The organism is Streptomyces sp. NPDC006309, from assembly GCF_040613095.1.
In the GTDB taxonomy this organism is placed as follows: Bacteria; Actinomycetota; Actinomycetes; order Streptomycetales; family Streptomycetaceae; genus Streptomyces.
The window spans coordinates 196,937-209,829 of the sequence record NZ_JBEXRO010000005.1; the positions used below are offsets into that span (position 1 = coordinate 196,937).

General features: G+C 68.1%; 12 protein-coding genes. 6 read left to right on the forward strand and 6 right to left on the reverse strand.

Annotation, left to right across the window (positions count from 1 at the left end; translation table 11 throughout):
- Positions 1–40: 40 nt before the first annotated feature.
- The 3 genes from ABZ117_RS09975 to ABZ117_RS09985 all read right to left on the reverse strand — a co-directional run bounded on the left by ABZ117_RS09975 (position 41) and on the right by ABZ117_RS09985 (position 3,264).
- Positions 41–1,336, reverse strand: a complete 1,296-nt coding sequence (locus ABZ117_RS09975) for an MFS transporter (RefSeq protein ID WP_356819110.1) — start codon at positions 1,334–1,336, stop codon at positions 41–43.
- Positions 1,337–1,453: 117 nt separating this feature from the next.
- Entirely contained in the window at positions 1,454–2,536 is a 1,083-nt protein-coding gene (locus ABZ117_RS09980; protein ID WP_356819112.1) for an inositol-3-phosphate synthase, read from the reverse strand.
- A 44-nt stretch (positions 2,537–2,580) separates the two neighbouring features.
- On the reverse strand, positions 2,581–3,264 hold the full coding sequence (locus ABZ117_RS09985; protein ID WP_356819114.1) for a helix-turn-helix transcriptional regulator: 684 nt from the start codon (positions 3,262–3,264) through the stop codon (positions 2,581–2,583).
- A 784-nt stretch (positions 3,265–4,048) separates the two neighbouring features.
- Here ABZ117_RS09985 and ABZ117_RS09990 point away from each other — a divergent pair.
- Together ABZ117_RS09990 and ABZ117_RS09995 are read left to right on the forward strand one after the other, a co-directional pair.
- Complete coding sequence (locus tag ABZ117_RS09990) at positions 4,049–6,340, forward strand: transglycosylase domain-containing protein (RefSeq protein WP_356819115.1); 2,292 nt, start codon at positions 4,049–4,051, stop codon at positions 6,338–6,340.
- A 129-nt stretch (positions 6,341–6,469) separates the two neighbouring features.
- Entirely contained in the window at positions 6,470–8,044 is a 1,575-nt protein-coding gene (locus tag ABZ117_RS09995) for a glycosyltransferase 87 family protein (protein ID WP_356819117.1), read from the forward strand.
- A 90-nt stretch (positions 8,045–8,134) separates the two neighbouring features.
- Here ABZ117_RS09995 and ABZ117_RS10000 read toward each other — a convergent pair whose 3' ends face one another.
- The 3 genes from ABZ117_RS10000 to ABZ117_RS10010 form a co-directional block, all read right to left on the reverse strand.
- Entirely contained in the window at positions 8,135–9,166 is a 1,032-nt protein-coding gene (locus ABZ117_RS10000) for an alanine racemase (RefSeq protein WP_356819118.1), read from the reverse strand.
- 85 nt (positions 9,167–9,251) lie between these two features.
- Complete coding sequence (locus ABZ117_RS10005) at positions 9,252–10,370, reverse strand: peptidoglycan bridge formation glycyltransferase FemA/FemB family protein (protein ID WP_356819120.1); 1,119 nt, start codon at positions 10,368–10,370, stop codon at positions 9,252–9,254.
- 123 nt (positions 10,371–10,493) lie between these two features.
- Positions 10,494–10,805, reverse strand: a complete 312-nt coding sequence (locus ABZ117_RS10010; RefSeq protein ID WP_356819121.1) for a hypothetical protein — start codon at positions 10,803–10,805, stop codon at positions 10,494–10,496.
- A gap of 259 nt (positions 10,806–11,064) precedes the next feature.
- On the opposite strand from ABZ117_RS10010, the gene rpsF reads away from it, so the two are divergent.
- The 4 genes from rpsF to rplI all read left to right on the forward strand — a co-directional run bounded on the left by rpsF (position 11,065) and on the right by rplI (position 12,791).
- On the forward strand, positions 11,065–11,355 hold the full coding sequence (rpsF, locus tag ABZ117_RS10015) for a 30S ribosomal protein S6 (RefSeq protein ID WP_121787906.1): 291 nt from the start codon (positions 11,065–11,067) through the stop codon (positions 11,353–11,355).
- A gap of 76 nt (positions 11,356–11,431) precedes the next feature.
- On the forward strand, positions 11,432–12,031 hold the full coding sequence (locus ABZ117_RS10020) for a single-stranded DNA-binding protein (RefSeq protein WP_356819123.1): 600 nt from the start codon (positions 11,432–11,434) through the stop codon (positions 12,029–12,031).
- Positions 12,032–12,089: 58 nt separating this feature from the next.
- A complete protein-coding gene (gene rpsR / locus ABZ117_RS10025) occupies positions 12,090–12,326 on the forward strand; it encodes a 30S ribosomal protein S18 (RefSeq protein WP_003949403.1) in 237 nt (78 codons plus the stop codon).
- 18 nt (positions 12,327–12,344) lie between these two features.
- The gene (gene rplI, locus ABZ117_RS10030; RefSeq protein ID WP_356819125.1) at positions 12,345–12,791 is read left to right on the forward strand and encodes a 50S ribosomal protein L9; all 447 of its coding nucleotides are present in this window, start codon (positions 12,345–12,347) and stop codon (positions 12,789–12,791) included.
- Positions 12,792–12,893 lie beyond the last annotated feature (102 nt).

Below are 12,893 nucleotides of genomic sequence, written 5' to 3' on the forward strand. Positions count from 1 at the left end.
TGAAACACGTCCGCGGGCCGACGGCATCCGGGGCGGTGTTTCACGTGAAACACCGCGCCTCGTCGCGCCCGGCCCCATGTCGTTCGAAGCGGGCCAGCGTCACGGAGATACCGCCGTAGATCAGGGAGACCAGCACCACCAGTGCGGTTGAGCGGCCGTCCGGTGGCAGTAGCAGGGCCGCCACGCCTGCCGCGCCGACGAAGGCCACGTTGAAGAGGACGTCGTACACGGAGAAGACGCGGCCACGGAAGTCGTCGTCGACACCCGTCTGCACGAGGGTGTCCGTGGCGATCTTGGCGCCCTGGGTGATCACACCCAGGACGAAGGCGGCGGCCAGGAGCGGGGCGGTGGCGAAAGGGAGACCGAGAGCCGGTACGAGCACCGTCGCTGTACCGGAGCACACCACGATCCAGCGGCCCGGGCCGAGCCGGCCCGCCGCCCAGGGCGTCACCACGGCCGCCGCGAAGAATCCCGCGCCGGACAGCGCCAGTGCCGGCCCGAGCAGGCGCAGTCCTTCTTCGGGAGTGTCGGAGAGGGCGTAGCGGCAGAGCATGAGCAGCAGCACGAGAAGCGCGCCGTAGCAGAAGCGCATCAGCGTCATCGCGGTCAGGGCCCAGGCGGTCTCCCGGCGCCGGGGTGCGGCCAGGTGCCGCACGGCCGCGGCCAGCTCGCGTGCCGTCTCGGCGAGCGCCGTACCGAGGTGGGGGCGAGCCGGGTGCCGGTCGGGACCGAGGAGGCCGGGAGCCAGGCTCAGGGACGCCAGGCTCGCGCACAGGTAGAGAAGCGCACCGAGCAGTACCACCGCGGCGTCGGAACCCGAGGCCAGGAGCCGTACACCGAGAGCCAGGCCTCCGCCGGCGGTCGCGGCGAGCGTGCCGGCCGTGGGTGAGACCGAGTTGGCCAGCACCAGGCGCTCGGCGTCCACCACGCGGGGCAGGGCGGCGGACAACCCGGCGAGAACGAAGCGGTTCACGGCCGTGACGCAGAGGGCGGAGACGTAGAACAGCCAGTCGGGGACACGGCCGAGGATGAGCCCGGCGGTGGCCGCGGCGAGCACGGCCCGCAGCAGATTGCCGTACACGAAGACCTGTCGGCGCCGCCAGCGGTCGAGCAGGACCCCGGCGAACGGTCCCACAAGGGAGTAGGGGAGCAGCAGGACCGCCATCGCCGAGGCGACCGCGGCGGCCGAGGTCTGCTTCTCCGGGGAGAAGACGACGTAAGCGGCGAGCGCGATCTGGAAGACGCCGTCGGCACCCTGGGACAGGAGACGGACGTACAGCAGACGCCGGAAGTACCGCAGACGCGACAGGAGACGCAGGTCTCGGACGACAGGCATGGGGCACAGCCTCACACATGAGGAAAGTCCCCGGGTCAGGGGACCCGGGGACCTTCACCGCCCTGGCAGGAGCGTTGTTTCGACGCGCCGCTGTGCCGAGCCGGCGATCAGCTCTGACTAGCGCTCGACGTCACCGCGGATGAACTTCTCGACGTTCTCACGGGCCTCGTCGTCGAAGTACTGCACCGGCGGGGACTTCATGAAGTACGAGGACGCCGACAGGATCGGGCCGCCGATGCCGCGGTCCTTGGCGATCTTCGCTGCGCGCAGGGCGTCGATGATGACACCCGCGGAGTTCGGGGAGTCCCAGACCTCGAGCTTGTACTCCAGGTTCAGCGGGACGTCACCGAAGGCGCGGCCCTCGAGGCGGACGTAGGCCCACTTGCGGTCGTCCAGCCAGGCCACGTAGTCCGACGGGCCGATGTGGACGTTCTTCTCACCAAGGTCCCGGTCGGGGATCTGGGAGGTGACGGCCTGCGTCTTGGAGATCTTCTTGGACTCCAGGCGCTCGCGCTCGAGCATGTTCTTGAAGTCCATGTTGCCACCGACGTTCAGCTGCATCGTGCGGTCGAGGACGACACCGCGGTCCTCGAACAGCTTCGCCATGACGCGGTGCGTGATGGTGGCACCGACCTGGGACTTGATGTCGTCACCGACGATCGGCACACCGGCCTCGGTGAACTTGTCCGCCCACTCCTTGGTGCCGGCGATGAAGACCGGGAGGGCGTTGACGAAGGCGACCTTGGCGTCGATGGCGGCCTGCGCGTAGAACTTCGCGGCGGCCTCGGAGCCCACGGGGAGGTAGCAGACCAGGACGTCGACCTGCTTGTCCTTCAGGATCTGGACGATGTCGACCGGCTCGGCGTCCGACTCCTCGATGGTCTCGCGGTAGTACTTGCCGAGACCGTCGAGGGTGTGGCCGCGCTGGACCGTCACACCGGTGGTGGGAACGTCGCAGATCTTGATGGTGTTGTTCTCGGAGGCGCCGATCGCGTCCGCGAGGTCCAGGCCGACCTTCTTGGCATCGACATCGAACGCGGCGACGAACTCGACGTCGCGCACGTGGTAGTCACCGAACTGCACGTGCATCAGGCCGGGCACCCTGGCCGCCGGGTCGGCGTCCTTGTAGTACTCGACTCCCTGCACCAGCGACGCCGCGCAGTTGCCCACGCCGACGATGGCTACGCGAACCGAACCCATTCCGGTTGCTCCCTGTGTGTACGAGTGAGGCCCTGACTGGGCGCTCACGTGGCGGTGTCGTCGGGCGTATCCGTCCCGGAGGTGTCCCCGGGGCGGGGCAGGCCGCCCGTCGATCCTGTGGTGGTGTCCTGCTGAGCGGTCCCCCCGGACGCGGAACCCTTCAGGTCCCGCCCGGCCCGCTCGCTCTCGATGAGCTCGTTCAGCCAGCGCACTTCGCGCTCCACGGACTCCATGCCGTGGCGCTGTAGCTCAAGCGTGTAGTCGTCGAGGCGCTCCCGGGTGCGCGCCAGCGAGGCGCGCATCTTCTCCAGGCGCTCCTCCAGGCGGCTGCGCCGGCCCTCCAGCACGCGCATGCGCACATCGCGCGAGGTCTGCCCGAAGAAGGCGAACCGTGCGGCGAAGTGCTCGTCCTCGTACGCGTCAGGGCCGGTCTGCGAGAGCAGCTCCTCGAAATGTTCCTTGCCTTCCGCCGTCAGCCGGTAAACGATCTTGGCGCGGCGGCCGGCGAGAGGAGCGGCGAGCGCGTCCTCGTGGGTGCTTCCCGGCTCCTCGATCAGCCAGCCGTTGGTGACCAGCGTCTTCAGGCAGGGGTACAGCGTTCCGTAACTGAACGCACGGAACACACCCAGTGACGTGTTCAGGCGTTTGCGCAGCTCGTAGCCGTGCATCGGGGATTCGCGGAGCAGGCCGAGTACGGCGAACTCAAGGATGCCGGAACGCCGGCTCATCGTCGCCTCCTCCCGGTCCCGCAGGCCGATCCCGCAGGTCTCGCAGTGCCTGTCCGTGTCTTTATACCGTGCTGATGTATCGACTCGATACATCAGCACGATAGAACGGCCGACTGTGGGCGACAAGGGGGATGACGGTGAACGGGATCACATCACCGATTCGTTGGAGGCAAGTTGCCTGTTTTGGGGTGAACTTCGGGGCTCGGCAGGTTTTGGCGGTGCGTAGTCTGTGCGGCATGCACACCACCGGGAACCACGTGGCGCCCGGGACGCGTCGTCGTCCTCGGTGCGGTACGGGTGAATGCGGAACCGACCACATCCGTACTTCGGGGGGACCGGAAACCAGCCGCCGTTCCAGGCGCGCACGGGTGCGCCTGCCCGAGGAGTAAATCGTTCGATGAGCGAGCACCGTCGCAAACCGCCGCAGCCGCAGGGAGGCGGACGTGCCGCGGCCCGACGCGGCCAGTCCGGTTCGTCCCCCGGCCGCCGTGCGGCACCGCGAGGCGCCACCGGGGCCCCTGCCGACTCCTATGCGTCCAGTTCCTATGGTCCGGATTCCCAGGACACGGGAGGCGATGCCTACGGCAGCCGTGCCGAGGCCCGCCGGGCGGCGCAGAAGGGCGGCCGCCGCAGACCGGCCGACGCCGCCGCCCCGGACGGCCGGCGCGGTGGTCCGGGCGGTCCAGCCGGCCCCGGACGCGGCAGGGGCCGGACGGCAACGGCACCCGGCAAGAAGCGGCTGATCGACTATCCCCGGGCCGGCAGGCACGGCTGGGGGCGCTGGGTGCCGTCCTGGAAGCTGGTCAGCGGCCTGTTCATCGGCTTCCTCGGCGGTCTGGTCGCGATGGTGGGCATCGGGTACGCGATGGTCTCGATCCCCAACGAGAACGACGCGGCCAAGTCCCAGAACAACGTCTACTACTGGGCCGACAAGAGCCAGATGGTCGCCACGGGTACCGGCGTCAACCGGCAGAACGTCAACATCGAGCAGATCCCGGTGGCGATGCGCTACGCCGTGATCTCCGCCGAGAACAAGTCCTTCTACCAGGACTCGGGTATCGACCCCATGGGCATCGCGCGTGCCGTGGCCAACATGGCGCGGGGCGGTCAGACGCAGGGCGGCTCGACCATCACCCAGCAGTACGTGAAGAACACGTACCTCAGCCAGGACCAGACGCTCACCCGTAAGTTCAAGGAGATGTTCATCTCCATCAAGGTGGGCACGAAGCTGAAGAAAGACGTCATCCTGCGGGGTTATCTGAACACCTCGTACTTCGGCCGGGGCGCGTACGGCATCCAGGCCGCGGCGCAGACCTACTACGGCAAGGACGCGGTCGACCTCCAGCCGAGCGAGTGCGCCGTCCTCGCGGCCCTGCTCAAGGGCCCGACGTACTACGACCCGGCGGGCGCCCAGGATCTCGACAAGTCGGCGAGCGCCGAGGCCAACAAGAAGCGCTCCCAGGCCCGCTGGGCCTGGATCCTCGGCGAGATGCACAAGGACAAGCACCTCAGCGACGCCCAGTACCAGAAGGCGATCAAGAAGTACCCGATGCCGGACGGCCGCAAGGCGACCAAGGGCATGACCGGGCAGATCAGCTACCTGGTCGACACGGCGAAGAAGTACGTGCTCGCCCACTCCGACATCACGGAGGCCCAGTTCGACCGGGGTGGTTACCAGATCTACACGACGTTCCAGAAGGGCAAGGTCAACGCCCTGGCCAAGGCCGTGAAGAACGTCCAGAAGGACCGGCTCGACCCGAAGCACCGCGACCTCGACAAGTACGTCCAGTTCGGCGCGGCCTCGGTGGTGCCCAGGGACGGTGCCATCGTCGCTCTCTACGGCGGTGACGGCTACGAGAACGGGCACTTCACGAACAACGCCGACACCTCCGGCGTACCGGTGGGTTCGACCTGGAAACCGTTCGTGCTCGCCGCGGCCATGAAGTACGGCACGTACGACTCCAATGGCGAGGGTCTGTCTCCGCTGAGCAAGTACAACGGCAACGACCACTTGAAGGTCCACAAGCCGGACGGGTCGTTCTACCTCAACAAGGACAATTCGTACTTCTTCCAGAACAACGAGAGCGACCATCCGTGGGGGTACATCACCCTGCGCAAGGCGATGGAGCAGTCCGTCAACACACCGTTCGTGCAGCTCGGTGTCGACGTGGGGATGACGCACGTCCGGGACGTCGCCAAGTCCGCCGGCATCCTCGGCGACAGCATGTCGCAGGACCTCAACCCGTCCTTCGCCATCGGTACGTCGACGCCCAGCGCGATCCGCATGGCCGACGCCTACGCGACATTCGCCGCGTCCGGCAAGCAGACGGACCCGTACTCCGTGACCGCGGTCAAGGTCAACGGCGCGGACGCGCCGAGCTTCGTCAAGCCCAGGCCCGCCCCCCAGCAGGTACTGGACCCGAACATCGCCAACAACGTCACGGACGTCCTGGAGAACGTCATCCAGAACGGCACGGGCACGAACGCCAAGGCTCTCGGCCGGACGGCGGCCGGCAAGACCGGCACCACCGACGAGAACAAGTCGGCCTGGTTCGTCGGCTACACCCAGCAGCTGTCGACCTCGGTGGCGATGTTCCGCGAGAACCCCAAGGACCACAAGCTGCTGTCCATGAACGGCACGGCGGGCGTGGACTCCATCCACGGTGGCGACATCCCGACATCCGTGTGGACCGAGTACATGAGGACCGCGCTCAAGGGGAAGAACGACCCCGGTTTCCCGTCCGCCACCGAGATCGGCTCGGTCAAGGACGAGGTGGGCGCCCCTTCCCCGACCCCGAGCGCCACGTTCACGCCGTCTCCGACTCCGACGCCGAGCGCCACACCGAGTCCGACGCCCAGTGAGACGACACCCACGCCGTCTCCCTCGGCCAGCGCGTCCTGCACCCTCGGATGGGGCAACACCTGCGACGGGAACACCACCGGCACCGGTGGCACGGACACGGGCGGGGGCACCGACGGAGGCACCACCCCGGCGCCCACGGACACAGCCGGGAACGGGAACACCCGGGGCAACGGCAACGGCAACGGCGGCTTCTTCGGAGGCCCGACCGGTTAGCTAGGCGATCTGTCCGGTTGGCGCCCATATCGCCGACGGCGGGTGTTTCACGTGAAACACGGGCCGCCGCACCCACGAGGTGCGGCGGCCCTCGGCGTGTCCAGGGGCAGGTACGGCAGGATGTGCCTCATGCCCAGTGCAGAGATGACGCCCGCGAGCATGCGTGAGCCCGAACCCGTGCGGGCCGCCACGGCACAACCGGTGCAGCCGACCAGGGAGGACGAGGTCGCCGCCGCCGGCAGTGAGCTGATCGGCGGCCCGCTGGGGCAGCGCGCCCTGTCCGGGACCTCCTGGTGGACGCCCGTACGGATCGTGGTGCTCGTGGCGATCGGCATGTTCGCCCTCGGCCTGGTCCAGAAGGCGCCCTGCTACCACAGTGCCTGGTTCTTCGGCGCGAGCAGCCAGTACACGCACGCCTGCTACTCGGACATCCCGCACCTCTACCAGGGCCGTGGGTTCGCCGACCATCTCGTGCCGTACTTCGACAAGCTGCCGGGCGACATGGGCTACCTCGAATATCCGGTGCTGACCGGTCTGTTCATGGAGGTGGCCTCCTGGCTGACCCCGCACAGCGGCAGCATCCAGCACCAGGAGCAGTGGTACTGGTTCGTCAACGCCGGGATGTTGATGGTGTGCGCCGCGGTCGTCGCCGTCTGTGTGGCCCGCACCCACCGCCGGCGCCCCTGGGACGGCCTGCTGGTCGCCCTGTCGCCCGCCTTCGCCCTGACCGCGACCATCAACTGGGACCTGCTGGCGGTGGCTCTGACGGCCGCCGCGATGCTGATGTGGTCGCGGGGCCGGGCCCTTGCCTTCGGTGTCCTGTTGGGGCTCGCCACGGCCGCCAAGCTGTATCCCGTCCTGCTGCTGGGTCCGCTGCTGGTGCTCTGCTGGCGGGCCGGCAGATGGCGGCAGTTCGGTCAGGCCGTGGCCGGCGCGGTGGTTTCCTGGCTCGTGGTGGACCTGCCCGTGATGCTCACGCACGACGCGTCGGGCTTCCACATCCGCGAAGGCTGGGCGAAGTTCTACACCTTCAGCGAGGAGCGCGGGGTCGACTTCGGCTCCTTCTGGCTGATCTGGTCGCAGAACTCCAGCAACCCGCCCACCACCAGCTTCGTCAACAGCGCCGCCATGGTGCTGGTGGTGCTGTGCTTCCTCGGCGTCGCCGCGCTGGCGTTCACGGCTCCACGCCGCCCGCGCTTCGCCCAGCTGGCGTTCCTGATGGTGGCGGCCTTCGTCCTCACCAACAAGGTCTACTCCCCGCAGTACGTCCTGTGGCTGGTGCCGCTGGCGGTCCTCGCCCGGCCCAGGTGGCGCGATTTCCTGGTCTGGCAGGTGTGCGAGGTGGCGTACTTCCTGGGCATCTGGTTGTACCTCGCCTACACGACCAGCGGCGACGCCCACAAGGGTCTGCCGACGCAGGGCTACCACTGGGCGATCGTCGTCCATCTGCTGGGCACGCTGTACCTGTGTGCCGTCGTCGTACGGGACATCCTCATGCCGGAACGGGACGTCGTGCGCCGGGCCGGAGAGGACGATCCCTCGGGCGGGGTGCTCGACGGTGCGGAGGACGCCTTCGTGTTCGGCGCTGCGGCCCGTCCGTCGCCGCACGCGGTCCGCTTCGAGGGGCCGCAGGTGGACTGGGGCAAGCCCGCGACACCGGCCGGCAAGCCCGGGACACCGACCAGCAAGGACAGTTCGCCGTGAGCGAACAGCCCTCTTGATCCGCCCGTCAGGTCATGCGGAAGGCCGTACGCCGGAATCCCGGAGTACGGCCTTCGCGCTGTCCGGACGGACTCAGCGGTCCACTATCCGGTCGAACTGAGTGGTGGTGTGCCGCAGATGCGCCACCAGCTCGTCACCGACCTTCGGCTCAGGGGCGTCCGCGGGGACGAACAGGATGGACACCTGCATGTGCGGCGGCTCGGCGAACCAGCGCTGCTTGCCGCCCCAGACGAACGGCGAGAGGTTCCGGTTGACCGTGGCGAGCCCGGCCCGTGCGACGCCCTTGGCGCGCGGCATGACGCCGTGCAGGGCCTTCGGGGCTTCCAGGCCCACCCCGTGCGACGTACCGCCCGCCACGACCACCAGGAAGCCGTCGGAGGCCGCCTTCTGCTGCCGGTAACCGAACCGGTCGCCCTTCGCCACGCGTGTGACGTCCAGGACGGCACCGTGGTACTCGGTGGCCTCGTGGTCCCCCAGCCACAGCCGCGTGCCGATGCGGGCGCGGAACCGGGTCTGCGGGAACTGCTGCTGGAGCCGGGCCAGCTCGTCCGCCTTGAGATGGCTGACGAACATCGTGTGCAGCGGCAGCCTGGCCGCACGCAGCCGGTCCATCCAGCCGATGACCTCCTCGACGGCGTCCGAACCGTCGGTGCGGTCCAGCGGCAGGTGGATGGCGAAGCCCTCCAGCCGGACGTTCTCTATGGCCTGGTGCAGCTGGGGCAGCTCCTGCTCGCTGACGCCGTGCCGCTTCATCGAGGACATCACCTCGATGACGACACGGGCGCCGACGAGGCCGTACACGCCGTCGATCGACGACACCGAGCGCACCACCCGGTCGGGCAGCGGCACCGGCTCCTCGCCACGCCGGTACGGCGTCAGCACCAGCAGGTCACCGCCGAAGAAGTCCTTGATGCGCGCGGCCTCGTACGTGGTGCCGACGGCGAGCAGGTCGGCACCGAGCCGTGTGGCCTCCTCCGACAGCCGTTCGTGCCCGAAGCCGTAGCCGTTGCCCTTGCAGACCGGGACCAGCCCCGGGAACTGCTCCTGCACGTGCTTGTGGTGCGCACGCCAGCGCGCGGTGTCGACGTAGAGCGTGAGCGCCATGGCCGGACCCGGGACCTTTCTCGTGACTGCGGTGGATCGGTGAGGTGAGAACTGTGAAGGCTATGGAATCAAACGCCCGCGCGGCTCAGCGGCGCGACATGTAGATGTCGAGCGCCTTGTGGAGCAGCTTGTTCAGCGGGAAGTCCCACTCGCCGAGGTACTCGGCTGCCTGGCCGCCGGTGCCGACCTTGAACTGGATGAGGCCGAAGAGGTGGTCGGTCTCGTCCAGCGAGTCGGAGATACCCCGCAGGTCGTAGACGGTGGCGCCGAGCGCGTAGGCGTCGCACAGCATCCGCCACTGCATCGCGTTCGACGGCCGGACCTCGCGGCCGATGTTGTCGGAGGCGCCGTAGGAGTACCAGACGTGGCCCCCGACGATCAGCATGGTCGCCGCGGACAGGTTCACCCCGTTGTGGCGGGCGAAGTACAGCCGCATGCGGTTGGGGTCCTCGGTGTTGAGGGCCGTCCACATGCGCTGGAAGTACGACAGCGGGCGGGGCCGGAAGTGGTCGCGGACAGCCGTGATCTCGTACAGCCGCTGCCACTCGGGCAGGTCCTGGTAGCCGCCCTGGACGACCTCCACGCCGGCCCTCTCGGCCTTCTTGATGTTGCGGCGCCACAGCTGGTTGAAGTTCTTGTGGACCTCTTCCAGGGAACGGTTGGCCAGCGGCACCTGGTAGACGTAGCGGGGCTGCACGTCACCGAAGCCGGCACCGCCGTCCTCGCCCTGCTGCCAGCCCATGCGGCGCAGCTTGTCGGACACCTCGAAGGCGCGCGGCTCGATGAAGTCGGCCTCCAGGTCGCGCAGCCGCTTGATGTCCGGGTCCTGGATGCCCCTTTTGATGGTGTCCGCGTTCCAGCGCCGGATGATCACCGGCGGGCCCATCTTCACGGAGAAGGCGCCCTGCTCCTTCAGGTGCGCCAGCATCGGCTGGATCCAGTCGTCCAGGTTCGGCGCGTACCAGTTGATGACCGGGCCCTCGGGCAGGTATGCCAGATAGCGCTTGATCTTGGGCAGCTGGCGGTAGAGGACCAGGCCGACGCCGACCAGCTGGCCGCTCTTGTCGAACCAGCCGAGGCTCTCCGAGCGCCACTCGGCCTTCACATCGGCCCATGCCGGGACCTGCATGTGGCTCGCCGCAGGCAGGCTCTGGATGTAAGCCAGATGTTGCTCACGGCTGATGGTCCTCAGGGTCAGGCTCATGTCGGGGCGCTCCTCGGGCTGGTGTGTCCCCATGGGTACAGGGGCTCCGGCTCTCGCGCCGAAGCCTACTGCGCCCCGCGAGCGCCCCGACTGGGCGTACGGGCCTTAGCCCGGACGGGTCAGCTAGATGAGCCCGCCGAACAGTCCGCCGTGTGCCATGCCGAGCAGGAAACCGATTCCCGAGGCACCGAGGCCCAGGATCAGACCGAAGCGCTCGCGAGTGGTCACGGAGATCCACTGTCCGTACACGCCGACCAGGAGCCCGGCCAGGCCGGCCCAGGACGTCAGCAGGTGGAGGCCGTGGAAGAACGACGTGATGAAGGACAGCAGCCCCAGGACCAGCGTCACCGCCATGAGGGCGTCCTGGAGCGGATGGGACTTGCCGTCCGTCGCGAACAGGGATCCGGCTGTGTTGGGCTGCAATGCCTGTGCCATAGGGCACCTCCTGCGGAAGCGGCGCATCGTAGCGCCGTCGACACCCGATGGGTACAGATTGACGGCCTCGGCGGCAGGATTTCAACCGGAAGCGGGTGTGCGGGTAGTCTGTACCGTCTGCACGGTGTCTGCCCACACCCACCGGGTGCCCCCTCGGGGCCCTCGACTGTCAGTGGTGGCCGATACCGTTGCGAACGCATCACAACCCTCCTGCCACGGAACGACCGTGGCCGCTGAGTCCGAAGGAGGTGGGTTCCACATGCGTCACTACGAGGTGATGGTCATCCTCGACCCCGATCTCGAAGAGCGTGCTGTCTCCCCGCTGATCGAGAACTTCCTCTCCGTCGTCCGCGACGGTGGCGGCAAGGTTGAGAAGGTCGACACCTGGGGCCGTCGTCGTCTCGCCTACGAGATCAAGAAGAAGCCCGAGGGCATCTACTCGGTCATCGACCTTCAGGCCGAGCCTGCGGTCGTCAAGGAGCTCGACCGCCAGATGAACCTGAACGAGTCGATCCTCCGGACCAAGGTCCTCCGCCCCGAGATGCACTGAGCTTCCGCTCAGCTGATCCCGGGACTCGAGTAGCAGCACCAAGCAGCCAGCAGCAAACCCGCCGAGAGGTTCCCCCATGGCAGGCGAGACCGTCATCACGGTCATCGGCAATCTTGTCGACGACCCCGAGCTGCGCTTCACCCCGTCCGGTGCGGCGGTCGCGAAGTTCCGCGTCGCGTCCACTCCCCGCACCTTCGACCGTCAGACGAACGAGTGGAAGGACGGCGAAAGCCTCTTCCTGACCTGCTCGGTCTGGCGTCAGGCGGCGGAGAACGTCGCCGAGTCGCTCCAGCGAGGCATGCGCGTCATCGTGCAGGGCCGGCTGAAGCAGCGGTCCTATGAGGACCGTGAGGGCGTCAAGCGCACGGTCTACGAGCTGGACGTCGAGGAAGTCGGCCCCAGCCTGCGCAATGCCACGGCCAAGGTCACCAAGACCGCCGGTGGTGGCGGTCGCGGTGGCCAGGGGGGCTACAGCGGCGGTGGCGGCGGCCAGCAGGGCGGCGGCTGGGGCGGTGGTTCCGGTGGCGCCCAGCAGGGTGCCGGCGCCGGCACCGGCGCTCCGGCCGACGACCCCTGGGCGACCGGCACTCCCGCCGGTGGCAGCCAGGCCGGCGGCGGCTGGGGCGGAAGCTCCGGCGGCAACGGTGGCGGCTACTCGGACGAGCCCCCCTTCTAAGCCCTCGGGCTGAGGGTGGGTCGTACCCCAACTTCTTGATCACACAGGAGAAACACCAATGGCGAAGCCGCCTGTGCGCAAGCCGAAGAAGAAGGTCTGCGCATTCTGCAAGGACAAGGTCACGTACGTGGACTACAAGGACACGAACATGCTGCGGAAGTTCATTTCCGACCGCGGCAAGATCCGTGCCCGCCGCGTGACCGGCAACTGCACGCAGCACCAGCGTGACGTCGCCACGGCCGTCAAGAACAGCCGTGAGATGGCGCTGCTGCCCTACACGTCCACCGCGCGATAAGGGAAGGGTGACCCACTCATGAAGATCATCCTCACCCACGAGGTCTCCGGCCTCGGTGCCGCGGGCGACGTCGTCGACGTCAAGGACGGTTACGCTCGCAACTACCTGATCCCGCGGAAGTTCGCTATCCGCTGGACCAAGGGTGGCGAGAAGGACGTCGAGCAGATCCGTCGCGCTCGCAAGATCCACGAGATCCAGACCATCGAGCAGGCCAACCAGATCAAGGGCCAGCTCGAGGGCGTCAAGGTCACTCTGGCCGTCCGCTCCGGCGACTCCGGCCGTCTCTTCGGTTCCGTCACCCCGGCCGACATCGCTTCCGCGATCAAGGCTTCCGGTGGCCCCGAGGTCGACAAGCGCCGCGTCGAGCTGACCTCTCCGATCAAGACCCTGGGCGCCCACGAGACGTCCGTGCGTCTGCACCCCGAGGTTGCCGCCAAGGTCAGCATCGAGGTCGTCGCGGCCTGATCGCTGCGTGATCACTGTGCTCACCTGAGCACGTGAAAGGGGCCGTACCCGTGAAGGGTGCGGCCCCTTTCACCATGGCCGGGAGCACGTCCGCGCCGTGTT

Excerpts from the sequence above, each read along its gene's own strand:
- ABZ117_RS09975 (WP_356819110.1), bottom strand. The coding sequence starts at position 1,336 with ATGCCTGTCGTCCGAGACCTGCGTCTCCTGTCGCGTCTGCGGTACTTC.
- ABZ117_RS09980 (WP_356819112.1), bottom strand. The coding sequence starts at position 2,536 with ATGGGTTCGGTTCGCGTAGCCATCGTCGGCGTGGGCAACTGCGCGGCG.
- ABZ117_RS09985 (WP_356819114.1), bottom strand. The coding sequence starts at position 3,264 with ATGAGCCGGCGTTCCGGCATCCTTGAGTTCGCCGTACTCGGCCTGCTC.
- ABZ117_RS09995 (WP_356819117.1), top strand. The coding sequence starts at position 6,470 with ATGCCCAGTGCAGAGATGACGCCCGCGAGCATGCGTGAGCCCGAACCC.
- ABZ117_RS10000 (WP_356819118.1), bottom strand. The coding sequence starts at position 9,166 with ATGGCGCTCACGCTCTACGTCGACACCGCGCGCTGGCGTGCGCACCAC.
- ABZ117_RS10005 (WP_356819120.1), bottom strand. The coding sequence starts at position 10,370 with ATGAGCCTGACCCTGAGGACCATCAGCCGTGAGCAACATCTGGCTTAC.
- ABZ117_RS10010 (WP_356819121.1), bottom strand. The coding sequence starts at position 10,805 with ATGGCACAGGCATTGCAGCCCAACACAGCCGGATCCCTGTTCGCGACG.
- rpsF (WP_121787906.1), top strand. The coding sequence starts at position 11,065 with ATGCGTCACTACGAGGTGATGGTCATCCTCGACCCCGATCTCGAAGAG.
- ABZ117_RS10020 (WP_356819123.1), top strand. The coding sequence starts at position 11,432 with ATGGCAGGCGAGACCGTCATCACGGTCATCGGCAATCTTGTCGACGAC.
- rpsR (WP_003949403.1), top strand. The coding sequence starts at position 12,090 with ATGGCGAAGCCGCCTGTGCGCAAGCCGAAGAAGAAGGTCTGCGCATTC.
- rplI (WP_356819125.1), top strand. The coding sequence starts at position 12,345 with ATGAAGATCATCCTCACCCACGAGGTCTCCGGCCTCGGTGCCGCGGGC.